Annotated in this window: 19 protein-coding genes and 1 pseudogene; 10 read left to right on the top strand and 10 right to left on the bottom strand. The window is 64.5% G+C overall.

The window, feature by feature from the left end; genetic code table 11:
• Together Q7O19_RS05190 and ahcY are read right to left on the bottom strand one after the other, a co-directional pair.
• Positions 1-305: pseudogene (locus Q7O19_RS05190) on the bottom strand (TonB-dependent receptor); the annotation flags it as partial.
• A gap of 204 nt (positions 306-509) precedes the next feature.
• The gene (ahcY, locus tag Q7O19_RS05185; RefSeq protein WP_022680057.1) at positions 510-1895 is read right to left on the bottom strand and encodes an adenosylhomocysteinase; all 1386 of its coding nucleotides are present in this window, start codon (positions 1893-1895) and stop codon (positions 510-512) included.
• Between the two features lie 203 nt (positions 1896-2098).
• Between ahcY and Q7O19_RS05180 the strand changes: the two genes are divergently transcribed.
• Entirely contained in the window at positions 2099-4174 is a 2076-nt protein-coding gene (locus Q7O19_RS05180; protein WP_303809083.1) for a prolyl oligopeptidase family protein, read from the top strand.
• Here Q7O19_RS05180 and Q7O19_RS05175 read toward each other — a convergent pair.
• The 3 genes from Q7O19_RS05175 to Q7O19_RS05165 are packed head-to-tail and all read right to left on the bottom strand — an operon-like array spanning position 4164 to position 6480.
• Positions 4164-4529 carry a YbaN family protein gene (locus Q7O19_RS05175; protein WP_022680055.1) on the bottom strand — a complete coding sequence of 122 codons (366 nt, stop codon included), beginning with the start codon at positions 4527-4529 and terminating at the stop codon, positions 4164-4166. The two genes, Q7O19_RS05180 and Q7O19_RS05175, sit on opposite strands and share 11 nt — an antisense overlap.
• A gap of 41 nt (positions 4530-4570) precedes the next feature.
• The gene (hisN, locus tag Q7O19_RS05170) at positions 4571-5344 is read right to left on the bottom strand and encodes a histidinol-phosphatase (RefSeq protein WP_022680054.1); all 774 of its coding nucleotides are present in this window, start codon (positions 5342-5344) and stop codon (positions 4571-4573) included.
• A complete protein-coding gene (locus Q7O19_RS05165) occupies positions 5341-6480 on the bottom strand; it encodes a CaiB/BaiF CoA-transferase family protein (RefSeq protein ID WP_022680053.1) in 1140 nt (379 codons plus the stop codon). The genes hisN and Q7O19_RS05165 overlap by 4 nt, the downstream gene beginning before the upstream one ends.
• 84 nt (positions 6481-6564) lie before the next feature.
• Between Q7O19_RS05165 and Q7O19_RS05160 the strand changes: the two genes are divergently transcribed.
• Genes Q7O19_RS05160 through Q7O19_RS05150 form a run of 3 tightly spaced genes read left to right on the top strand, consistent with a single transcriptional unit; the run spans position 6565 to position 10261 of the window.
• Positions 6565-8775, top strand: coding sequence for a transferrin receptor-like dimerization domain-containing protein (locus Q7O19_RS05160; RefSeq protein ID WP_303809081.1), 2211 nt, complete (start codon positions 6565-6567; stop codon positions 8773-8775).
• On the top strand, positions 8772-9686 hold the full coding sequence (locus Q7O19_RS05155; RefSeq protein ID WP_022680051.1) for an alpha/beta hydrolase: 915 nt from the start codon (positions 8772-8774) through the stop codon (positions 9684-9686). The genes Q7O19_RS05160 and Q7O19_RS05155 overlap by 4 nt, the downstream gene beginning before the upstream one ends.
• A complete protein-coding gene (locus tag Q7O19_RS05150) occupies positions 9683-10261 on the top strand; it encodes a glutathione S-transferase family protein (protein ID WP_273461738.1) in 579 nt (192 codons plus the stop codon). Before Q7O19_RS05155 ends, Q7O19_RS05150 begins: the two co-directional genes overlap by 4 nt.
• A gap of 3 nt (positions 10262-10264) precedes the next feature.
• Here Q7O19_RS05150 and Q7O19_RS05145 read toward each other — a convergent pair whose 3' ends face one another.
• Positions 10265-11725, bottom strand: coding sequence for a coniferyl aldehyde dehydrogenase (locus Q7O19_RS05145; RefSeq protein ID WP_303809080.1), 1461 nt, complete (start codon positions 11723-11725; stop codon positions 10265-10267).
• Positions 11726-11884: 159 nt separating this feature from the next.
• Here Q7O19_RS05145 and Q7O19_RS05140 point away from each other — a divergent pair, with 159 nt between their 5' ends.
• Positions 11885-13615 (top strand): class I adenylate-forming enzyme family protein, encoded by a 1731-nt coding sequence (locus Q7O19_RS05140; RefSeq protein WP_303809079.1) that lies wholly within the window; start codon positions 11885-11887, stop codon positions 13613-13615.
• 24 nt (positions 13616-13639) lie between these two features.
• On the opposite strand, the gene Q7O19_RS05135 is transcribed toward Q7O19_RS05140, so the two are convergent.
• Complete coding sequence (locus tag Q7O19_RS05135; RefSeq protein ID WP_303809078.1) at positions 13640-14344, bottom strand: TIGR02594 family protein; 705 nt, start codon at positions 14342-14344, stop codon at positions 13640-13642.
• 166 nt (positions 14345-14510) lie between these two features.
• On the opposite strand from Q7O19_RS05135, the gene fsa reads away from it, so the two are divergent.
• Together fsa and Q7O19_RS05125 are read left to right on the top strand one after the other, a co-directional pair.
• A complete protein-coding gene (fsa, locus tag Q7O19_RS05130) occupies positions 14511-15164 on the top strand; it encodes a fructose-6-phosphate aldolase (protein WP_022680047.1) in 654 nt (217 codons plus the stop codon).
• The gene (locus Q7O19_RS05125; RefSeq protein WP_022680046.1) at positions 15134-16084 is read left to right on the top strand and encodes a tyrosine recombinase XerC; all 951 of its coding nucleotides are present in this window, start codon (positions 15134-15136) and stop codon (positions 16082-16084) included. Before fsa ends, Q7O19_RS05125 begins: the two co-directional genes overlap by 31 nt.
• Before the next feature lie 35 nt (positions 16085-16119).
• On the opposite strand, the gene Q7O19_RS05120 is transcribed toward Q7O19_RS05125, so the two are convergent.
• Together Q7O19_RS05120 and Q7O19_RS05115 are read right to left on the bottom strand one after the other, a co-directional pair.
• Positions 16120-16350, bottom strand: coding sequence for a hypothetical protein (locus Q7O19_RS05120; protein ID WP_022680045.1), 231 nt, complete (start codon positions 16348-16350; stop codon positions 16120-16122).
• Between the two features lie 63 nt (positions 16351-16413).
• Positions 16414-17790 carry a M20/M25/M40 family metallo-hydrolase gene (locus Q7O19_RS05115; protein WP_303809077.1) on the bottom strand — a complete coding sequence of 459 codons (1377 nt, stop codon included), beginning with the start codon at positions 17788-17790 and terminating at the stop codon, positions 16414-16416.
• A 94-nt stretch (positions 17791-17884) separates the two neighbouring features.
• Here Q7O19_RS05115 and Q7O19_RS05110 point away from each other — a divergent pair, with 94 nt between their 5' ends.
• Positions 17885-19135: a dicarboxylate/amino acid:cation symporter gene (locus Q7O19_RS05110; protein ID WP_303809076.1), complete on the top strand. Its 1251-nt coding sequence runs from the start codon at positions 17885-17887 to the stop codon at positions 19133-19135.
• 6 nt (positions 19136-19141) lie between these two features.
• Here the strand turns inward: Q7O19_RS05110 and Q7O19_RS05105 are convergent, their stop codons facing one another.
• Complete coding sequence (locus Q7O19_RS05105) at positions 19142-20650, bottom strand: YifB family Mg chelatase-like AAA ATPase (protein WP_303809074.1); 1509 nt, start codon at positions 20648-20650, stop codon at positions 19142-19144.
• Positions 20651-20770: 120 nt separating this feature from the next.
• Between Q7O19_RS05105 and Q7O19_RS05100 the strand changes: the two genes are divergently transcribed.
• Together Q7O19_RS05100 and secA are read left to right on the top strand one after the other, a co-directional pair.
• Positions 20771-21118 carry a hypothetical protein gene (locus Q7O19_RS05100; protein ID WP_303809073.1) on the top strand — a complete coding sequence of 116 codons (348 nt, stop codon included), beginning with the start codon at positions 20771-20773 and terminating at the stop codon, positions 21116-21118.
• 53 nt (positions 21119-21171) lie between these two features.
• Positions 21172-23922: a preprotein translocase subunit SecA gene (gene secA / locus Q7O19_RS05095; protein ID WP_303809072.1), complete on the top strand. Its 2751-nt coding sequence runs from the start codon at positions 21172-21174 to the stop codon at positions 23920-23922.
• The last annotated feature ends 2 nt before the right edge of the window (positions 23923-23924 follow it).

The following is a 23924-nucleotide window of genomic DNA, read 5'->3' as shown; positions in this document are numbered from 1 at the left end:
TAGAGGCCATCGATGCGGACATTGCCGGCCACCACCGGCGAGAAACCGCGCACGCGTTCGCGGCTGTAGAGGCCGGAGACCTCGCGGCCGATCGAAGTGCCGAAGGCATCGCCGGCCTGACGCACGGCGTTTTCCGCCGATCGGCTGCCAGTGGCGGCGACAGATGCTGCGACGGCATCAGGCTCGTCGGTCACCGGCAATTCGGCGGGCGGCGGCGTGCTGTCGTTTGGTTGTGGCGCCGGGATCGGCTGCAGGACTGGCTGCGCCGCCAATATCGGCGCGGCGAGCAGCCAAGCGCCGATCATGGTCAGCGCGCGGCCCGCTGAGTTTGCCCCTGTCATGCCCGGCTCTTGGCCGCCGCTTGGGCCCAAGTCCAGCGCCAAAATGCGCAGGGCGCGGTGCGGGCGGCGCGGTTCGGGCGGTGGGGTGCGCCGGGCCCGAAACGACGATGGCGGCAATGGGGTGTTGCCCCATCGCCGCCATCATGCCTGCCCAACGGGCGGGCCGCATCAATAACGATAATGATCCGGCTTGAACGGGCCGGTTTCGCCGACGCCGATGTAGCTGGCCTGCTTGTCCGACAGGGTGGTGAGCTTCACGCCCAGCTTTTCGAGGTGCAGGCGGGCGACCTTTTCGTCGAGATGCTTGGGCAGCACATAGACGCGGTTCTCATAGGCGTTGGCCTTGGTCCACAATTCGATCTGGGCCAGCACTTGGTTGGTGAAGCTGGCCGACATCACGAAGCTGGGGTGGCCGGTGGCGCAGCCCAGGTTCACCAGGCGGCCCTTGGCCAGCACGATGATCTGATTGCCATCAGGGAATTCGACAATGTCGGTGCCCGGCTTCACTTCGGTCCACTTGTAGTTGGACAGGGCCGAGATCTGGATCTCGCTGTCGAAGTGACCGATGTTGCAGACGATGCTGTTGGGGCGCATCGCCTTCATGTGTTCAGCGGTGATCACATCCATGTTGCCGGTGGCGGTGACAAAGATGTCAGCCCGCTTGACGGCGTCTTCCATGGTGACGACTTCAAAGCCTTCCATCGCGGCCTGCAGGGCGCAGATCGGATCGATTTCCGTCACCATCACGCGGGCACCGCCGTTGCGCAGGCTCTGCGCCGAGCCCTTGCCGACGTCGCCAAAGCCGGCAACCACGGCAACCTTGCCGGCCAGCATCACATCGGTGGCGCGGCGGATGGCATCGACCAGCGATTCCTTGCAGCCGTACAAATTGTCGAACTTCGACTTGGTCACGCTGTCGTTGACGTTGATCGCCGGGAACGGCAGGCGGCCCTGCTTGGCCAGTTCATACAGGCGGTGCACACCCGTGGTGGTTTCTTCCGAAACGCCCTTCAGGTTTTTCACCGTCTCGGTCAGATAGCCGGGGCGGGCCTTGATATAGGCTTTGAGCGCGCGCTGGAACTCGACTTCTTCCTCGTTTTCCGGCTCGCCCATGGTTTCGCCGGCTTCAAGGCGGGCGCCCCACAGCGCGAACATGGTGGCATCGCCGCCATCATCGAGGATGATGTTGGAGGTAACATCGCCCCAATTGAAAATGTGGCCAACATAATCCCAGTAATCCGCCAGGCTCTCGCCCTTGATGGCATAGGTCGGGATGCCGGCCGCCGCCATAGCCGCAGCAGCATGATCCTGGGTGGAGAAGATGTTGCAGGTGGCCCAGCGCAGTTCGGCGCCCAGTGCCACCAAAGTTTCCATCAGCACCGCGGTCTGGATCGTCATGTGCAGCGAGCCGGTGATGCGCGCGCCCTTCAGCGGCTTCGACGCACCAAATTCGGCGCGCAGCGCCATCAGGCCGGGCATTTCGGTTTCGGCGATGGCGATTTCGCGACGGCCGAATTCGGCGAGGCTCAAGTCCTTGATGGCATAATCGGCCATGGTGCGATTCCTGATGATGAAAGCTAGAGTTGGCGTTCCCCTATCGGTCATGGCCTTTGCGCGCAAGTATAAAGATAGCTTTATATGATGTCGCAGGCGACCGGATTGTGGCAATTGCTGGAAATGCCGGGCGCAAGCGGCCATGGTGTGCGCCATTGCCCAAAAGGGAGAAACCGGCCCTGCGCTTGCCTCTTGCGATTGTGATGATGATGTCCACCGCTGCCTCTGTTGTTGCCGCCCCGATCGCCTATCCCGAAACCAAGCGCGGGTTCGAGGTGGAAGCGCGTCATGGCCTTTCGGTGCCCGACCCATATCGCTGGCTGGAAGCCGATGTGCGCACCGATGCCAATGTGGCCAAGTGGGTGGACGCGCAAAACACGGTTACGATGGGTTATCTCGCTGGCCTGCCCAAGCGGGAACCGATCCGCCAGCGGCTAACCGCGCTGTATAATTACGAACGCTTCGGCATCCCGCGGGTTCGTGGCGGGCTGCAATTCTATGCTCGCAACTCCGGTTTGCAGAACCAGTCTGTTCTGTATGTGCAGGCAGATGGCGCCGCGCCGCGCGTGTTGATTGATCCCAACCCTTGGGCCAAGGATGGCGCCACGGCGCTGGCCGAATGGACGCCGTCGAAGGATGGCAAGCATCTCGCCTATGCCGTGCAGGACGGCGGTACCGATTGGCGCTCCATCAAGGTGATGAATGTCGCCACCGGCATCGATCTGGCCGACAGCCTCGAAGGGGTGAAATACACTGGCGAGGTGGCCTGGCGGCCCGATGGCAGCGGCTTTTACTATTCGCGCTTCCCGGCGCCGCCGGCGGGCCAGAAATATCAGTCCGCCACGCTTAATGAGGCGATCTGGTTCCACAAGCTGGGTACGCCGCAAAGCGCTGATACCAAGGTGTTTGCGACCCCCGATCGTCCCAAGCTGGGCCACCACGCCCAGCTGAGCGAAGATGGCCGCTGGATGGTGGTGTCGAGCAGTGAAAGCTCCGGCGGCAACGCTGTCTTCATCGCCGATCTGTCCAAGGGTGAGACGCCGCGTGCGTTTGTCAGCGCCCTCGACAAGGAGTGGGGCTTCGCCGGCAGCCAGGGCGGCACGCTGTATTTTGTCACCAACAAGGATGCGCCGCGTTACCAGCTGCTCGCGGTTGATGGCGCGAGCGGCTTTGGCAAGCCGGTTGTCCCCGAAGGCGCGGCCACGCTGACCGGCGGCGCCGTGGTCGGCAAGCGGCTGGTGGTGGAGACGCTTGAGGACGCCAAATCAGTCGTGCGGTTGTATGAAACGGACGGCAAGCCCGTGGGCGTGGTGCCGCTGCCCGGCATCGGCACGGCCGGTGGTTTTCAATCATCGGATGACGGTAAGACTTGGTTTGCCTTCTCCAGCTTTGCCACCCCTGGGTCGATCTGGCGCTATGATGCGGCCACCAACACGGCAGAGGTCGTGCGCCAGGCCAAGGTGGCGTTCAACCCGGCAGATTACACGGTGAGCCAGGTCTTCTACCCGTCGAAGGACGGCACGAAGGTTCCGATGTTCGTCGCCCACCGCAAGGATGTGGACGTCAGCAAGCCGCACCCAACCCTGCTTTATGCCTATGGTGGCTTCAATATCAGCAGCACGCCGGGCTTCAGCGTGTCGCGGCTGGTGTGGATGGAAATGGGCGGTGTCTTCGCTGTGGCCAATATCCGCGGCGGCGGCGAATATGGCGCAGCCTGGCACGATGGCGGCCGGTTGCTAAACAAGCAGAATGTGTTCGACGATTTCATCGCGGCTGGTGAAGCGCTGATCCAGCGCGGGCTGACGACGAAGGGCCAACTGGCCATCCAGGGCGGTTCCAACGGCGGCCTCCTAGTGGGCGCTGTCACCAACCAGCGGCCTGATCTGTTCGCTGCCGCGCTGCCGGCCGTCGGCGTGATGGACATGCTGCGCTATGCCAATTGGACCGCCGGCCGATATTGGGTCGATGACTATGGCGACATGAACAAGCCGGAGATGTTCCGCTACAATCTCGGCTTCAGCCCGTATCACAATGTGAAGGGTGGCAAGGCGTATCCGGCCATTCTCGTCACCACCGCCGACACCGATGATCGGGTCGTGCCGAGCCACAGCTTCAAATATGCAGCGGCCCTGCAGGCGGCGCCGATCGGCGACAAGCCGCATCTGATCCGCATCGAAACCCGCGCCGGCCACGGTAGCGGCAAGCCGACCGACAAGATCATCGCGGAAGCGGCCGATCTGTGGGCCTTTGCCGGATATTGGACTGGTCTTACGAAATAGGTCCGTTCGGGCGGGTGATGATGAACAGGCAGGTGATCGGCAGGATCACCGCCTGGATGATGATCACCCGCTGCGGCGCGCCGACCAGCACCGAAATCCCCACCACCCCCGCCATCGACAGCACCGCCAGCACCTTGGCGCGTTGCGAGATGGCGCGATGTTGTTCCCAATTGTGGATCAGGGGCCCGAAAATCTTGTGGCCCAGCAGCCAGTCGTGCAGGCGGGGGCTGGAGCGGGCGAAGCAATAGGCCGAAAGCAGCACGAACGGCGTGGTGGGCAGCAATGGCAGCACCACGCCGGCAATGCCGAGCGCAAGGCTGGTCAGCCCGATGATGAGCCAGAGGGTGCGGAACATCGGGTCACGTTAGCAGGGCGCTGTTCTGGCACCAGCACTTATCAATCCGGGCAGGACAACGCCTCGGCAATGGCGGCGGCGAGCGCCGGATCGCCGGCGGCGATGACGGCGCCGCGACTGGCGGTGGTGAGCGGCTGCCCTTCCCAGTCGGTGATCACACCGCCGGCGCCGGTGATGATCGGCACCAGCGCAGCCCAATCATGCAGTTTCAGCCCGGATTCGACCACGGCATCAAGATGCCCCGCGGCGACCAGGCCATAATTGTGACAATCGCCGCCATACAGCGTGTCATGCGCGGCGGTCCGCACGCGTTCGAAACACGTGAAATCTTCCGACTCAAAAGCCTGCGGGCTGGTGGTGCCGATGCGCGCCTGGGCAAGATCGGTGCAGTGCCGCACATGCACCCGCGCGCCGTTCAGCGTGGTGTGCTGGCCGGGTGCCGCCATCCAGCGATCGCGGATGATGCATTGATCGATGATGCCCAGCACCGGCTTGCCCTGCTCCAACAGCCCGATCAGCGTGCCGAACAGCGGCCGGCCGGCGACAAAGGCCCGCGTGCCGTCGATGGGATCGAGCACCCACACCCGCTCGGCATCGGGGCGATCATCGCCATATTCCTCGCCAATCACCCCGTCATCGGGGCGATACTGCGCCAGCAGGCGGCGGATGGCGGCTTCGGCTTCCTTGTCGGCGGCAGTGACGGGGGAGAAATCTTCCTTGGTCTCCACCAGGAAAGGTCGCCGGAACCATGGGCGGATGGCCTGGCCGGCCGCTTCGGCGAGCATTTCGGCAAGGGCGAGATCGCTGATCGTCACAGGCCGAGTTCCTTCAGGATAGCAGCGCGATCTGCATCCAGGTCGGGGGCTGGGGCGCGGGTGGCGGGATCGGCATGAGCCGAAAGCTTGATCGGATTGCCGGCGGCGATCAGCGGTGTGCCGTCGGGCAGGGCGGTGTGCACCACCATGTTCCGCGCCTTCACCTGCGGGTTGGCCAGCGCCTGGCCGATAGTGTTCAGTGGCCCGCACGGCACACCGGCCGCCTCCAGCTTCGGCAGCCAGTGCGCCACCGGTTGGGTGAGCAGCACGTCCTCCAGAACAGCGGCCAGTTCCTCGGCATGGGTGGTGCGCGCGTTGTTATCGGCAAAGCGCGGATCATCTTCTGGCAGGCCCAGCGCCTTGCATAGCGCGGTGAACAACTGGTCGTTGCCAGCCGCGATCACGATTGGTGCATCGGCGCAACTGTAAGCGGCAAAGGGCGTGATCGACGGGTGGCGCGCGCCCAGCGGGCCCGGCGACTGGCCGGTGGCGGCATAGCGCGCGATGGCGTTTTCGAGGATGGCGATCTGGCCATCGAGCATCGCGACATCGACGAACTGGCCCTTCCCCGTCCGGTCCCGGTCATGCAGCGCCGCCATGATGCCGATTACGGTGAACAGCCCGGCGGTGATGTCACCCACACTGGTGCCAACGCGTGTGGGCGGACCGCCGGGGTGGCCGGTGACACTCATGATGCCGCCCATGGCCTGCACCACCATGTCATAGGCAGCTTTTTGGCTGTCGGGCCCGGTCTGGCCGAAGCCAGAGGTGGCGGCGTGGATCAGGCGCGGATAGCGTGCGGCCAGACCCTCCCAGCCATAACCCAATCGCGCCATCACGCCGGGGCGATAATTGTCGATCAGCACATCGGCCTTTTCCAGCAGCGCTTCGAAGATGACGCGATCTTGCGGAGATTTCAGATCGAGCGCGATCGATTGCTTGCCGCGGTTGATGCTGGCGAAATAGGCGCTGTGGCCGTTGATGAATGGGCCATAGGCGCGGGCATCATCGCCGCCATCGGGCCGTTCCACCTTGATCACCCGGGCGCCCAGATCGGCCAGCACCATGGTGGCATAGGGGCCGGCGAGCACGCGCGACAGATCGATGACGGTGAGATCGGAGAGGGGACCGGGCATGGCCATGGGTGTAGCGATGTTTTTCCCCCTCGTCACCGCCCCGCCGGCTGGATAGACCATAGGCAACACATGAGGGGAACGAACATGCGATCATTGATTCTGGCGGCGCTTCTGCTGGGTACCGCTGCTGCTGCGCAACCTGCCGCCAATCGCGAAGCGGCGTACGACGCCCAAATCAGCAGCGCCGATCAGATGGCGTGGCTGAAGACCATGGCCGCCGGCCCCAATCATATGGGCAGCCCGCACAACCAGGCCAATGCAGCGCTGATCGAGAAGATGTTCCGTGAATGGGGCTGGCAGGTGAAGCGCGCCGATTATCAGGTGCTCTATCCCACGCCGGTTTCCACGGCGCTGGCTCTCGTGGGCCCGGTGGCAAAGACGCTGGGCGGGCAGGAGCCGGGCATCCCGCAGGACGCCACCTCCAACAGCCTTGCAGGCGCGCTGCCGCCCTATGTCGCCTTTCAGGGTGATGGCGATGTCACGGCGCCGGTGGTGTATGTGAACTATGGCCTGCCCGCCGATTATGAGGCGCTGGCGCGGCGCGGCATTTCGGTGAAAGGCAAGATCGTCATCGCACGGTACGGCGCCGGCTGGCGCGGCCTGAAGCCGAAGCTGGCGCAGGAACAGGGCGCCATCGGCTGCCTGATCTATTCCGATCCGCAGCAGGATGGTTATGGCAGCGCCGATACCTATCCCAACGGCGGCGGCCGCCCGCCGGCCGGGGTGCAGCGCGGCAGCGTGCTGGATATGATCACCTATCCCGGCGATCCGCTCACCCCCGGTGTGGGTGCCACCAAGGACGCCAAGCGCCTGACCCGCGAGACGGCGCCGACGGTGCTGAAAATCCCGACAATGCCGATTTCCTATGCGGATGCGACCGAGATCCTCTCCCGTCTGAAGGGTGCGCCCGTGCCCAACGATTGGCGCGGCGGCCTGCCGTTCCATTATCGTTTCGGCGGCGACGACAGCGTGCAGGTGCATTTGAAGGTGCAATCCGAATGGTCGCTGAAGACCATTTCCAACGTGATCGCCACGCTGCCGGGATCGTCGAAGAAGGACGAATGGATCGTGCGCGGCAACCATTATGATGGCTGGGTGTTCGGCGCCTCCGATCCACTGTCGGGCGAAGTCGCGATGATGAGCGAAGCCAAGGGATTGGGCGCGCTGTGGAAATCCGGCTGGCGGCCAAAGCGCAGCATAGTTTACGCCAGCTGGGACGGCGAGGAGCCGGGCCTGTTGGGCTCAACCGAGTGGGTGGAAGAGCATATCGCCGAACTGCGCCAGAAGGCGGTGGTGTACATCAACAGCGACAGCAATGGCCGCGGCTTTCTGGGCGTCGATGGCAGCGGGCAGTTCACCGCGTTGATAGGCAAGGCCGCTGCTGACGTGAAGGATCCGCAGACCGGCGCCAGCGTGGCCGACCGCTGGCGGGCGGGCGTGCGCGCCAAAGCGTTCGACGGCCTGCGCGGCAATCCGGCGGCGCTGGCGGCCGCCGAACTGGCCGCCGATCAGCCGATGGATGCGCTGGGTTCGGGCAGTGATTACACCGCCTTCATCCACCATGCCGGCGTGTCGTCGATCAACATCGGCTTTGGCGGCGAGGGCGAGAGCGCCGGTTCCTATCACTCGATCTACGACAGCTATGATCATTTCGTGCGCTGGGATGATCCGGGTCTCGTCTATGGCGCGGTGCTGTCCAAGGTGGCGGGCCGGATGGTGATGCGGCTGGCCGATGCCGATGCGCTGCCGGTGCGTTTTGGCCCGGTGGCCGGCGCGGCCCGCAGTTATTTCGGTGAGATCAAGACGCTGATCGACAACCGCCGCCGCGAGGATGACAAGCGCGCTGCGCTGAGCGCCGACATCTACCGGCTGGGCAGCGATCCGCGCGATCCGCTCGGGCCGCCGCTGCCGAAGACGCCGACCCCGGCGCTCGATCTGGCCGTGCTGGATGCGGCGATCACCCGGCTGGATGGTGCCGCCAAGGCTTTCGATGCCGCCATTGCTGCAAAGGAAGGCAGCCTGACCCCGGCGCAAACGACAGCGTTCAACGGCAAGCTGCGCGACATCGAACAGACGTTGCTCAGCCCCAGCGGCCTGCCGTTCCGGCCGTGGTTCCGCAACATCCTCTACGCACCGGGCCGCTTCACCGGCTATGGCTCCAAGACGCTGCCGGGCCTGCGCGAAGCGGTGGAAGAGCGGCGCTTTGACGATGCGACCCGCGAAGCCGGGATCGCGGCGAAGGCGCTGGGTGATTATGCAGATCGCTTGAATGAGGCGGCGGGGTTGCTCAAGTGAAGTGCGCTGCCCTCGTTCTGGCCTTGCTGGCCGCCACGCCGGCGCTGGCACAGCGGATGCGGCCGGCGGATGTCGATAAATTGCCGTCCTCCGCCCCGGCGCTGACCGAGGCCTATGGCAAGGAACCAACCCAAGTCGGCGATCTGCGCCTGCCGGCGGGTCCCGGCCCGCACCCGGTGGTGATCGTCATCCACGGTGGCTGCTGGTGGAAGGGCTTTGCCACCCGCCAGAACACCGCGGCGCTGGCCAGCCGATTGACGGAAAAGGGCTTTGCCACCTGGAATATCGAATATCGCCAGGCTGGTGAGAAGGACAAGGACGGCAAATACAGCGGAGATGCTGGCGCTGGCTGGCCGGGCACCTTTAACGATTGGGCGGCGGCCACCGATCATCTGCGCGACCTCGCCAAACGCTATCCGATCGATCTGGCGCGGCTTGCCGTCACCGGCCACAGTGCCGGCGCCCATGCCGCGCTATGGGTGGCGAGCCGTCACAAACTGCCGAAGGACAGCGACATCGCCTCGCCTGATCCGCTGAAGATCGGGGCCGTGGTCGCCATTGACGGCCCGGCCGATCCGTCCAGTGAGATCGAGACGTTCGAGAAGGGCTGTGGTGTCCCGGCCGGCAAGGCGATGTTTGGCGGCACGCCGGCTGAGCAGCCCAAGCGCTGGGCCGAAGGCAGCCCGCAGGCGCAATTGCCGCTGGACGTGAAATCCGGCCTGGTCTCTGCCAGCCTGTTCCTCTCCCCCACCGCCGCCGCCAAGTGGGTGACAGAAGCACGGAAAGGTAAGGGCAAATCCAGCGCCCTCATCCTCGGCGGCACCGGCCATTTCGAAGTGATCGCACCGGGCAGCCCGGTGTGGAGCCAGGTCGAAGCCTTTCTGCTGGAACAACTGAAGGTGGAAAAGTGAAACTCCTCGCCTCTCCTACGTCGCCCTATGCCCGCAAATTGCGGGTGGTTGCGCATGAACTGGGCCTTGCCCTGCCGGTGGAAGACACCGCGCCAATGACCGATCCAGCCGCGCTGCTGGCCGCCAATCCGCTCGGCAAAGTGCCGGCGCTGGTGCTGGACGATGGCAGCGCCATGATCGATTCACCGGTGATCGCCGCCTTCCTTCTCGCCAGCGTGCCGGGGCAGCAGTTGATGGCGCAAAGCGGCCACGCCCACTGGCAGGCGCGCACCACCGAGGCGCTGGCCGACGGCGTGCTCGATGCCGCGATCATCCTCAGGTTCAATATGACGCAGGGTATCACCAGTGGCCCGTGGGTGGACCGGCAATATCGCGCCATCGAACGTGCGCTGAGCGTGATGAACACCCGCGTTGGCGGCAGCGACTTTGGCGACATCTGCATCGCGGTCGCCTGCGACTATCTCAGCTTCCGTTTCCCCGATCTGCACTGGCGTGAGCATAACGCGGCGCTGGCAGAATTGACGTATAGGCTGCTGGCCACGCCGGCGTTCGCTGCAACACGACCGCCGGCCTGAGCCTCACTTCTTCAGTTCCCGCGCCAGTGCCTTGGCGGTCTTGGCGCCATAGGGCGGCTTGAACCCGGCCAGGCCGGCGAGATCGATTTTGGGCTGGCTGTAGATCGCCTTGGGATGGCTGAATTCCTTGAAGCCATCGTGGCCGTGGTAATTGCCCATGCCGGCCGGGCCGATGCCGCCGAACGGCAGGTCTTCGGCAGAGACGTGGAAGATCACGTCGTTCACCGTCACGCCGCCCGAAATGGTGCGGTCGAGCACGCGGCGCTGTTCCAGTTCGTCCTGGCCGAACCAATATAGGCCCAGCGGCCGGTCGCGGCGGTTGATCTCGTCGATGGCGCCGTCCACAGACTTGTAGGTGCGCACGGGGAGTAGCGGCCCGAAGATTTCCTCCTGCATCACCGTCATCTCGTCGGTGGCGCCGCGGATGATGTGCAGCGGCATCTTGTTGGTGTTCTGCTTGCTGAAATCCTCGTTCGCCGGATTGACCACCACCACGTCTGCGCCCTTGGCGCGGGCGTCTTCCACATGGGCTTCCAGGCGCTCCCGGTGACGAGCGCCCAGCACGCTGGTGTAGTCCGGGTTGGCCAGCATGGTGGGATACATTTTGGCGGTGGCGGCCTTCAGCCCCTCGATGATCTCACCTTCGTTCTCCTCGGGCACCAGCAGATAATCCGGCGCCAGGCAGATCTGGCCGGCGTTCATCAATTTGCCCATCGCCACGCGCTCGGTGGCCGACGCCACATCGGCGGAGCGCGAGATGATTGTGGGCGACTTGCCACCGAGTTCGAGCGTCAGCGGCACCAGATTCTTGGCGGCGGCGGCCATCACGTGGCGGGCCACGCTGGTGGCACCGGTGAAGATGATGTGATCAAAGGGCAGTTCGGTGAACGCCTTGCCCACTTCCGGCCCGCCGGTGATCACCGCGATTTCGGTCTGGTCAAACGCCGCTTCCAGCACTTCCTTCATCAACGCCGAAGTGACCGGCGTATATTCCGAAGGCTTGATCATCGCCCGGTTGCCGGCAGCCAGCACACCAGCCAGCGGCGCGAAGGTGAGGTTCACCGGGAAATTCCACGGGGACAGGATCCCGACGACGCCCTTGGGCTGCCATTCCACCCGCGCTTTCGCACCAAGCAGGCCCATGGGGAAATCCAGCTTGCGCTTTTCCGGCTTCATCCAGGCATCGAGATGCTTCAGCGCATGCTTGAGCGGCTTGATCGACGCCATAATGTCGGTGACCAGGCTGAGTTCGGTCGAACGGTGGCCGAAATCCTCGCTCATCGCAGCGGCAAAGCGGTCCTTGTTGGCCAGCACCACATCGAGCGCGCGGTTCAACCGGTCGCGACGGGCGGCGGCCGTCACCGGCAGTTCGGCGGTGAAGCTGGCGCGCTGCGCATCAAGCACGCCCCGCATGTTCGCGGCATCGCGGGCATCCCATTCAGCGGTTTTGGCGATCGTGGCCATGGCTCATCTCTCTTGTTTGTTTGGGCGCAGCCTAGGCGGGTTATCCGCTGTTGCCAAGCCGCCCACATTGAAGGGGAACTGCGCCGTTCTGACAGACTGGCGGGGCGCTGCGCTTTGCGGCATCGTGGCCGCAATAAAAACGCCTTGGGGAAATGATGAATGAGCAACTGGCCCGCCATGTCGATTGCCGAAGCCCATGCGCTGCTCACCGCGCCGGGGCAGCCGCTGGAGATGGAAACGGTTGCCATCCAGGGCCGGCCCACAAGGGTCTGGAAGAATGCGCCGGCATCGTTGGCCCATTGTTTCGCTGCCGGCCGCGCTCATGGCGACAAGATTTTCATGGTGCTGGACGAGGAACGGGTGACGTTCGAAGCCTTTGCCCGCGCCACGCTGGCGCTGGCCGAGCGGTTGAAGGCCGATGGCCTGGCGAAGGGCGACCGCGTGGCGGTGGTAATGCGCAACCTGCCGGAATGGCCGGTCGCCTTTTATGCCGCCAGCCTGTGCGGGGCGATCGTCACGCCCTTGAATGCCTGGTGGACGGGCGGCGAGCTGGAATATGGCCTGACCGACAGCGGCACCAAGATCCTGCTGATCGATGCCGAGCGCTACAACCGCATCGCTGAACATCTGCCCAACTGCCCGGACCTGGAGCAGATCTACGTTACCCGCGCCAGCGAACTGGAACTTGGTGATCCGCGTGCGCGCCGGCTGGAAGAGGTAATCGGCTGGCCGATGGACTGGGCGTCGCTGAAGGACCGTGCCATCCCGGCCGATGCCTTGGCGCTTCAGCCCGAAGATGACGCGACGATTTTCTACACCAGCGGCACCACCGGCAAGCCCAAGGGCGCGCTGGGCAGCCACCGCAACATCTGTTCCAACATCATGGCCAGTGCCAGCAGCGCGGCGCGCAGTTTCCTGCGGCGCGGCGAGCAGCCGCCGGCGGCTGACCCCAACGCCCCGCAGAAGGCGACCCTGCTATCGGTGCCCTTCTTCCACGCCACCGGTTGCCATGCCGTGCTCAATCCCGCGCTGGTGGGCGGCGTGAAGCTGGTGCTGATGAAGAAATGGGATGTGGTGGAAGCCATGACGCTGATCGAACGTGAGAAGATCAGCTCGGCCGGCGGCGTGCCCACCATCGCCTGGCAGATCCTGGAACATCCCGACCGCGCCAAATATGACCTGTCGAGCCTGGAGGCCGTCAGCTACGGCGGCGCACCATCAGCGCCCGAACTGGTTCGCCAGATCGCCAAGGAGTTCAAGGCCAAGCCCGGCAACGGCTGGGGCATGACCGAAACCAGCGCCACCTTCACCCACCACATGGCGGAAGATTATGAGCACCGGCCCGACAGCTGCGGCCCGCCGGTGCCGGTGTGTGATCTGCAGGTGCGCGACCCGGACGGCAAGGTGTTGGGGCCGAACGAGGTGGGCGAAATCTACGGCTTCGGCCCCAACGTGGTGCGGCTCTATTGGAACAAGCCCGAAGCCACGGCGGCCACCTTCATCGACGGCTGGGTGCGCACCGGCGATCTGGGGCGCATCGATGAAGAGGGCTTCTGCTTCATCATCGACCGCGCCAAGGACATGCTGATCCGCGGCGGCGAGAATATCTACTGCGTCGAGGTGGAAAACGCGTTGTACGAGCATCCGGCGGTGATGGACGCCGCGCTGGTCGGCCGCCCGCACAAGCAGTTGGGCGAGGAGCCGGTGGCGTTCGTGACGCTGAAAGAGGGCGTCGACGCCAGCGAAGAGGAACTGCGCGCTTTCGTGGCGGCGCGGCAGGCGGCCTTCAAGGTGCCGGTTGCGGTGCATTTCAGTCGCGAACCGCTGCCACGGAACGCCAATGGCAAGATATTGAAGACCGAGCTCAAGAAGCTGGTGGCCGGGGGCTGAGCTTCAGTCCCAGTCCAGTCGGCCTTATTGCTCGTTGTTCGAGAAGCTGCCGTCGGCACGCAGGATGCGCGGGCCGCCGGTGGGGGCTGGGGCAGTTTTCGGCCAGCGGGCGGTGAGGAAACGGTCGCGGGCAAAGCGCTTCACGTTCACGGCATCGCCTTGGTTGCCGCCCAGGATATGATAGGCCGAGGCATCTTCGCCGACATAAAAGCCGACATGGCCCTGCCAGCCATCGCGGCTGCCGCGCCAGAAGGTCATCACGGCGCCCGGCTGCGGCACAGGGCAGGGCACACCAAACCTGGTCCAGGTGCGCGCGCCCAGCGGATTGGACGTCAGCACTTCGCCGGGCAGGGTGAGGCCGATGCAATGGGCGACGAACAGCCCGCACCAGGCGATTTCATCCTTGGCATAATCAATGCGCAACCGGCGCGCCCAGCCGGTGATCAGCGGGTTGGAACCGGGGCCGGTGTCTTCCTTCACGCCAATGGCGCGCTGCGCTTCGATGAACCATGGCATCGACAGGCTGTGGATCGGGTCAGGCGCAGTCTGCACTGCGGATGCCGCAAGCTTGGCAAGCGTATCGGGCCTCGCCACACCATCCACATCCAGGCCATTGGCCGCCTGGAAGGCACGGATTGCAGCGATGGTGTTGCGCCCCATCGCACCATCGATGTCTCCTGGGTCGAAGCCTCTGGCTTTTAAGGCTTTCTGGAGCTCGAGCGTGGTCATATCGGAAGTCCCCCGATGAATGTTGCCTTCGACCCTGATTGAAAAATACCATAGCGGCGCAGCGTAGGACAGCCGGTGCGTGCGGGGACCAAAAGCGATGGTAGGAAAGCCCGTCTGCATCGGTTAAAGCAGCCCGAATCTTCCCTTCCACTGCTGGGCTGCCGCCATGAAATTCTTTGCCGATACCGCCGACGTTGCCGAAATCGCCGATCTGGCCGCCACCGGCCTGCTGGATGGCGTCACCACCAATCCCAGCCTGATTGCCAAATCGGGCCGCAATTTCCTCGAAGTCGTCAAGGAAATCTGCGGGATCGTCGATGGCCCGGTTTCGGCTGAAGTGGTCGCCCCCGATCATGCCACGATGATGCGCGAAGCCGCCGTGCTGCGCGCGCTGGCGCCCAATATCTGCATCAAGCTGCCGCTCACCCTGGATGGCCTGAAAAGCTGCAAGGCGCTCACCGCCGAAGGCGTGAAGACCAACGTGACGCTGTGCTTCTCCGCCAACCAGGCGCTGCTCGCGGCCAAGGCCGGCGCGACGTATATTTCGCCGTTCGTTGGCCGGCTGGATGATATCGGCCATGACGGGATGGAACTGATCCAGGACATCCGCACCATCTACGACAATTATGATTTCAAGACGGAAATCCTCGTCGCCAGCGTGCGTAGTCCGGTCCATGTGCTGGCCGCGGCGCGCATCGGCGCCGATGTCGCCACCATGCCGCCTTCGGTGATCCGCCAGCTGGCGGGCCACGCGCTCACCGACAAGGGCTTGGCCGCGTTCGAGGCCGATTGGGCCAAGACGGGTCAGAGCATCCTCTGAGCGCGGCGGCAGAGCCTCTGGCCGGTCTGATCGGCCGCTTCCTCGCCTATTCGGGCGACCAGCGGCGATTGTCTGTCCACACGCTCAGGGCCTATGGCCTGACGCTGGAACGGTTCGACGATTTCCTGAGCACCCATCTGGGCGGCGCCGTGACCGGTGGGCGGCTGGCCACGTTGGCTGCCGCCGAACTGCGGGCCTTTCTTGCGCTGCGGCGCGGTGAGGGGCTGGCGGCGCCATCACTGGCGCGCGATGTATCGGCGTTGAAAGGCTTTTTCGCGTGGGCGCGGCGCAACGAGGGGCTGGCCTGCGATGCCATTGCCGCGCTGAAGGTCCCGAAACAGCCGCGCCGCCTGCCACGTGCCGTTTCGCCGGGCGATGTGCGGCAACTGGTGGCGGTGGTGGGCGATGCAGCGGCACAGCCCTGGCTGGCGGCGCGCGACATGGCGGTTTTGCTGCTGCTTTATGGTGCCGGCCTGCGCATTGGCGAGGCGCTGTGGCTCACCGGAGCCGCTCTGCCCTTGGGCGACGTGATCGCGGTGACCGGTAAGCGCGCCAAGACCCGCCAGGTGCCACTGCTGTCCCAGGTGCAGGCCGCGATCATGGATTATGTCGAAAAATGCCCGTTCGACTTGGCCCACGATTCCCCACTGTTCCGCGGAGTGAAAGGCGGCGCGCTCGATCCCGGCACGGTGCGCCGCGCTGTGCAGGCTGCACGGACAGCGATGGGCCTGCCTGCCAGCGCCACGCCGCACGCGCTGCGCCACAGTTTCGCGACCCACTTGCTGGCAAGGGGCGCTGATTTGCGGCAGCTGCAGGAACTGCTCGGCCATGCCAGCCTGTCGTCAACGCAGATATATACCAAGGTCGATGCGGCGCAATTGCTCGATGCGTGGGCGGCGGCGCATCCCCGCGCGGAGTAGCCGCGCAAAACGGGCAATGCGCGGAGGTGCAGCGATCAGGCGGGGCGATAAACCCGGCGGGTTTCGGACAGCGTGATCGGTTCCACTTCGATGAAGAACAGATCGAACTGCGGGTCCACCGTGACCGTGATGTCCACGAAATCCTGGTCATTGGCGGCACCTGGGGTGATGGTTGGCGCTGTCATCACGCTGCCCAGGCCAAAGCTGTTGGCGCGGATCGCTGTGCTGATCTGTGTGTTTTTGCGGCGCGGGAAGAGCGTAGCCACCCGGGCGCCTTCGCTGAAACCCTAGCCGTGTGGCCGGGTGGGCAGTCGTGATGTGGGCAGGGTCTAACCGGCGAGGCGGCGCAGGATGATCTCCCAATGGCGCAGGGCCGGCGCGATGGCGGTTTCCGGCACACGTTCGTTCAGGCCGTGGGCGAAACTGTCTTCCTGGCGCATGAACAGGCCAGAGACGCCGTAGGACGGGATGCCCAGCGCGCGCCAGAACACGCTGTCGGTGGCGCCGGCGTCCATGCCGGGGGTAGCGGCAAGGCCGGGTGACCTTGCCGAAACCGCCGCCTGCACGGCCGCTGTCACGTCAGGCCGCAGCGGCGATGCCGGGGTGACCGGCCAATCGATGCCGGTGGCAAAACTCACCCCGGGGTCCTCGGCCACCCGCGCCAATTCCTCCTGCACGGCAGCAATGCTGGTGCCGGGGAAGATGCGGCAGTTGACGGTGAGGGTGACGCGCTGCGGCAAGGCATTGGGCGCATGGCCGCCATTTATCATGCTGGGCACGCAAGTGGTGCCAATCTGGCCGATGGTGCCGGGATTGGCGCGCAGGGCCGTGATGGCCTCGGCATCATCAGTATTGGCGGCAAAGCGGCGCATGGCGTCGCCCAGTGCGTCGCTCCGCGCGCGGCCTGCTTCGGCCAGCGACGCCCGAGTGATGTCGTTCACCTGTGCCGGCCAGCGGTGTCCGGCGATGCGTGCGGCCACCAGGCCCACGCGGGCAATGGCGTTGCTGGCGGTGGGGGTGGAACTGTGGCCGCCCGGGTCGGTGATGGTCAGCTGGAAATCGGCATAGGATTTCTCGGCCGCCTGTAGCTTGTAGAAAAAGGGTTTGCCCTGCGCGTCCAGCCCACCGCCGCCGCCATCGCTGTTCAGCATAACCTCGATGCCCAGCGCGCCGGCCTGCTTGGCCTGTGCGGCGCTGGCGATGCCGTCGGTTTCCTCGTCGCCTGACAGGAAGAAGTGGATGTCGCGTTTCGGCGTCCAGCCACTGGCCTTCAGCTGGGCCAGCGTGGCGATCATCATGGCGACATCGAACTTGTTGTCCTGCACGCCGCGGCCGAAGATGTAGCCGTTTTCGGCGACTGCAGTGAACGGCGGCCGTTCCCAATCGGCCGGTTTGGCTTCCACCACGTCCAGATGGCCAGTCAGTGCCATGGGTTTGGCCTTGGCTGAGGCTGCGCGCCAGACGAAATGGAAATTGGCGGTGCCGGCCAGTTCGTCGATCTGGATGTCGGCGGCGTTGAAGCCGGCCTGCACCAGTGCAGCGCGATAGAAACGCGCCAGCGCCGGGGTCTGGCCGCTGCCCTTGACGCTGGCGATGCCAACACTGTCCATCAACAGCCGCTTGGCCTCCGCAGCGTCGCCGGGGGCGGCATGCGCGGGCAAGGCAGTGCAGGACAGGGCGAGGATAGCGGCGAGGGTGCGGATCATGAACCGAGACTGCGCCGCGCGCGCGCCGGCTGCAAGCCTTGGCGCGCGGTTTCCGGCTTGACGGCGCCAAGGCGCTGCCCGAAGTCAGGCGGCCATGAAGCCCACAAACTCGCTTACCCGCTGGATCCTGATCGGCCTTGTGGCCGGGCTTGGCGTCGGCTGGGCGATCAATGCCAGCATGGCGGCGGAGCAGGCCAAGGAGATCGCCGGTTATCTGTCGGTCATCACCGATGTGTTTCTGCGACTGATAAAGATGATCATCGCTCCCTTGGTGCTGGCGACGCTTACCGTGGGCATCGCCCACATGGGCTCGGGCGGAGCGGTGGGCCGCACCTTTGTGCGCACGCTGGCCTGGTTCATCGCGGCGTCGATCTTCAGCCTGGGGTTGGGCATCCTGATGGTTAATCTGCTGGCGCCCGGTGTTGGCGTCGGTTTGCCGCTGCCGGCAATTGATGCGGCATCGGGTGTTGCCAGCAAGGCCTTCAACCTGAAGGAATTCATCGGGCATATCTTCCCGAAGTCCATTATCGAAGCCATGGCCACCAACGAAGTGCTGCAGATCGTCATCTTCAGCCTGTTTGCCGGCGTGGCGCTGATCCAGATGGGTGATAAGGCCGAACCGATCAACAAGGGCCTCGATGCCATCATGCACATGATGCTGGTGATCACCGGCTATGTGATGAAGGTGGCGCCGTTTGCGGTGTTTGCCGCCATTGCCAGTTCCATCGCGGTGGAAGGGCTGGGCATCCTCGTTACCTTCGGCAAGTTCGTCGGCGGATTTTACCTGGCGCTGGCCGTGTTGTGGGCCTTCCTGCTGGGCGCCGGCGCGTTCGTGCTGGGCTTTGGCGAGGTGCGTCGCCTGATCCCTGAAATCCGGGAGCCGTTTCTGATCACCTTCGCCACCGCGTCGTCGGAAGCCGCCTATCCCAAGCTGCTGGCCTCGCTGGAGCGTTATGGCGTGCCCGGCCGCATCGCCTCGTTCGTGCTGCCGCTGGGCTACAGCTTCAATCTTGATGGCTCGATGATGTACTGCGCCTTTGCCAGTATCTTTATTGCGCAGGCCTATGGCATCGATCTGTCATTAGGCCAGGAAATCGCCATGCTGGGCCTGCTGATGATCACGTCGAAAGGCATCGCCGGCGTGCCGCGCGCGTCGCTGGTGGTGATCGCGGCCACGCTGCCCTATTTCAACATCCCGGAAGCCGGCCTGCTGCTGATCCTGGCGGTGGATCATTTCCTCGACATGGGCCGCAGCGCCACCAACGTGATCGGCAACGCGGTTGCCACAGCGGTGATCGCGAAATGGGATGCGGGCGAAGTGACGGCGGCGAAACCTGCCGAATAGGCGCGTTCAATTCACTGGCGGGCGGCGCCGGTAAGACAATGCTTCTGCAACGTGCATACGCGCCACGCCGCCGCTGCCGGCCAGATCCGCAATCGTGCGCGACACCCGCAGCACCCGCGCATAGCCGCGCGCCGACAGGCGCAACGTGTCAGCAGCCTGGGTGAGCAGGCGCTGGCCTTCGGCATCCGGCGTGGAATGGGCGGTGAGCGCTTCGCCATCGGCTTCGGCATTCATGCGAGTGGCAGTGCCGGCATAGCGGGCTGTCTGCCGGGCCCGCGCGGCGGCGACACGGGCAGCGACCTGCGCGCTGCCTTCAGCCGGTGGCGGAAGTGTGAGATCGGCGGCCGAAAGCGCCGGCACCTCGACATGCAGATCGATGCGATCGAGCAATGGCCCGGAGAGCTTGCTCTGGTAATCGGCCGCACAGCGCGGGGCGCGGGCGCAGGCGAGGCCGGGATCAGCCAGATGCCCGCAGCGGCACGGGTTCATGGCGGCGATCAACTGCACGCGCGCCGGATAGGTGACGTGGGCGGCGGCGCGCGCCACCTGCACCTGGCCGGTTTCCAGCGGCTGGCGCAGCGAATCGAGCACGCCGCGCTGGAATTCCGGCAGTTCGTCGAGTAACAGCACGCCGAGATGCGCGAGGGAGACTTCGCCCGGCCGCGCCTTTGTCCCGCCGCCGACCAGCGCCGCCATCGAAGCGCTGTGGTGCGGCGATCGGAACGGCCGGGTGCGCTTCAGCTTGCCGCCCTCCAACTCGCCGGCGATGGAAGCCACCATCGAGACTTCCAGCGCTTCGGCCGGCGTGAGATCGGGCAATATGCCGGCCAGCGCGGCGGCGATCAGCGATCTACCGGAACCGGGCGGGCCACTCATCAGCAGATTATGGCCGCCGGCCGCAGCGATTTCGGCAACGCGTTTGGGGGTTTCCTGGCCCTTGATGGCCGCGAAATCCGGGCCACGGCGCTGCGGTTCGGCTTCGGCCCGCCGCGGCGGAGGCAGGATGATCTGGCCCTTCAGATGGTTGATCAGCGCCAGCAGGTCGGGCGCGGCCAGCACATTCACCTCGCCGGCCCAGGCCGCTTCGGGTCCTTGCACTGCAGGGCAAATCAGTCCCTGCTCGCAGGATGCGGCATGCAGGGCCGCGAGCAGCACGCCCGGCACCTTCTGGATGGCGCCATCAAGCCCCAGCTCGCCGACCGCGACAAATTCATCAAGCGCATCCTGGGGAATCACCCCCATCGCGCTGAGCAGCCCCAGCGCGATCGGCAGATCATAATGCGATCCTTCCTTGGGCAGATCGGCTGGCGACAGGTTCACCACCACCCGGCGCGGCGGTAGCGAAAGCCCGATGGCGTGCAGCGCGGCGGCGACGCGCTCGCGGCTTTCCTTCACCGCCTTGTCGGGCAGGCCCACGGTAACGAAGGTGACGGGCCCGGCCGAGATCTGCACCTGCACATCAACACTGCGGGCCTCCAGCCCCAGAAACGCCACCGTGCCGACATGGGCCACCATCAACCTTTTCCCCAAAAGAAAGGAAGCATTTGACCCTGATCACAATTCGTAGAGTTTTTGGCCTTGCGGTGCAATTGCCGCCTTAAGATTGCCACAGCTGGGCCGTATCGGGATCCAATCGTGAGCCGTCCCGACTTTCTTGACCTGCTGGTTCGGTCCGAACCGTTCCGGGTGTTCCAGATCTTGCTGGGGCTCCTGCTGATGGCGGCTGCCGGCATCGTCGGGCTGCTGTCGCCGGCGCCGATCGGTATCGTCATCCTTGGGGCCGGGGTGGCGCTGGTGTTCCGCAACTCGCGCTGGGCGCGCCGGCATTATCTGTTCTACACTCGCCAATATCCGCGGGTGCGTCGCGCCGTGGACTTTGGCTTGCGGCGCGACAAGCGGCGCGCCAAGCGCGGGCAGGAGGCTGCGGCTTCATTGACGAAAAGGGTGACTGACCCTACATCGCCCACCATGCCGCCGGTGTAACGGGCCACCCTGTTACGCGCGGCACGCCAAGGTTTCGCCAAGTCAGGATTTTCATGCTCGGGTTGAACAAGGTCGCGAAGGCGATTTTCGGGTCGTCGAATGATCGCTATCTGAAGTCGCTGCGGCCGATCATCATGCGCATTTCTGGTCTGGAAGACCAGATCAGTGCGCTGACCGATGACCAACTGCAGGCGCAGACGCCCAAGCTGAAGGCTGAGCTCGAAGCCGGCAAGTCGTTGGATGATATTCTGCCCGAAGCCTTTGCCACCGTGCGCGAAGCCTCCAAGCGCGTGCTGGGCATGCGGCATTTCGATGTGCAGATGATCGGCGGCATCGTGCTGCATCGCGGCGAAATCGCCGAAATGCGCACCGGCGAAGGCAAGACGCTGGTGGCGACGCTGGCGGTCTATCTGAATGCCTTGTCCGGCAAGGGCGTGCACGTGGTGACGGTGAATGATTATCTCGCCACCCGCGATGCGCAGTGGATGGGCGAGATCTATCGCTTCCTCGGGCTCACGGTTGGCACCATCGTCCCCAACCTCGACGATCAGACGCGCCGCGCCGCCTATGCGTGCGATATCACCTACGGCACCAACAATGAATTCGGCTTCGATTATCTGCGCGACAACATGAAATACACGCGCGAGCAGATGGTGCAGCGGCCGTTCAATTTCGCCGTGGTCGATGAAGTCGATAGCGTGCTGGTCGATGAAGCCCGTACCCCGCTGATCATTTCCGGCCCCACCGACGACAAGTCGCAGCTCTACACCCAGGTCAACGCCGTGGTGAAGGAACTGGTGCGCGAGGATGTCGAGGTCGATGAGAAGCAGAAGTCCGTTATTCTCACCGAAGCCGGCACCGAGAAGGTGGAGAGCATGCTATCCGCCGCCGGGCTGCTGGTAGGCGAGAATCTCTATGATTTCGAGAATACGCAGGTGGTGCACCACCTGAACCAGGCGCTGCGCGCCATCGTCATCTTCCGCCGCGACACGGATTATATCGTGCGCGATGGCAAGGTGATCATCATCGATGAATTCACCGGCCGCATGATGGATGGCCGCCGCTGGTCCGAAGGTCTGCACCAGGCGGTGGAGGCCAAGGAAGGCGTGCAGATCATGCCGGAAAACCAGACGCTGGCCAGCATCACCTTCCAGAATTATTTCCGCATGTATCCCAAGCTGGGCGGCATGACCGGCACGGCGGCCACCGAAGCCGCGGAATTCTTCGACATCTACAAGCTGAACGTGGTGGAAATTCCCACCAATGTGCCGGTGCTCCGCAAGGATGTGGACGACGAATTCTACAAGAACGCCGAAGACAAGTTCAAGGCGATCGTGAAGGCCGTCCGCGGTGCCCAGGAACGCGGCCAGCCGGTGCTGGTTGGCACCGTCTCGATCGAAAAGAGCGAGATGCTGTCGGACTATCTGAAGGAGCAGGACGTCAAGCACGTGGTCTTGAACGCCCGCTATCACGAGCAGGAAGCCGTGATCGTGGAAGACGCTGGCCGCATCGGCGCCGTCACCATCGCCACCAACATGGCCGGCCGTGGGACTGACATCAAATTGGGCGGCAACGAGGAAGCCCGCGTCGCTCGCGAACTGGCCGGCATGCCGGAGGGGCCGGAGCGCGAGGCCGCCGAAGCCCGGATCAAGGCCGAAGTGCTGGCCGAACGCGAGCAGGTGAAGGCCAATGGCGGCCTGTTCGTGCTCGGCACCGAGCGTCACGAAAGCCGCCGCATCGACAACCAGCTGCGTGGCCGTTCCGGCCGCCAGGGCGATCCCGGCCTGTCACGTTTCTACCTGTCGCTCGACGATGATCTGCTGCGCATTTTCGGCCAGCAGAACATGCTGACCCGCCTGATGAACTCTGGCCTGGAAGAGGGCGAGGCGATCATCCACCCATGGATTTCGAAAGCCATCGAAACCGCCCAGAAAAAGGTGGAAGCCCGCAACTACGACGTGCGCAAGCAGCTGCTGCAATACGACGACGTGATGAACGACCAGCGCAAGGTGGTCTATGAACAGCGCGCCGACGTGATGGACAGCGAAACCGTGGGCGATGTCGTGATCGACATGCGCCACGAAAGTGTGAACGCCATCGTCGGCGCCCGCTGCCCGATGGGCAGCTATCCCGAACAATGGGATGTGGCCGGGCTGCAGGAAGATGTGACGGGCACGCTCGGCCTGTCGGTGGATGTTTCGGCCTGGGCCAAGGAAGAGGGCATTGATCCCGAAATCGTCGTCGATCGCCTGATCGAACAATCCGATGCGCTGGTGGCTGCCAAGGCCGCCGAACTGCCGTCCGAAACCTGGATCAGCATCGAAAAGAGCTTCCTGCTGCAGGCGCTGGACCATCACTGGAAGGAGCATCTGGCCACGCTGGATTCGCTGCGTTCGGTCATCCACTTGCGCGCCTATGCCCAGAAGACGCCGATCAACGAATATAAGCGCGAAGCCTTCGCCCTGTTCGAACGCATGCTGCAGAATGTGCGCGAAGACGTGACGCGCATGCTGGCCAATGCACAGTTCGCGCTGCAGGCTGACGAACCGCCGCAGGAATTGCCGTCGTTCATCACCACCCACGTCGATCCGGCCACCGGCCAGAACGAAGCCGGCCCGACGCTGAACTTCGATGCCTTCGGCTCGGCCCTGCCCGCCGGCATGCTCTCCGCCGCGCAGAGTGCCGCCGAAATGATCGACATCGATCCGGCCGATCTGGAGGAATGGCGCCAGACCATCAGCCGCAACGCCGAATGCCCATGCGGTTCCGGCCAAAAGTTCAAGCACTGCCACGGGGCGCTGTAAGG

The organism is Sandarakinorhabdus limnophila DSM 17366, assembly GCF_945882885.1.
GTDB lineage: Bacteria > Pseudomonadota > Alphaproteobacteria > Sphingomonadales > Sphingomonadaceae > Sandarakinorhabdus > Sandarakinorhabdus limnophila_A.
The sequence above is the reverse complement of the archived record's forward strand: the minus strand, read 5'-3'. Positions and strand labels throughout refer to the sequence as shown.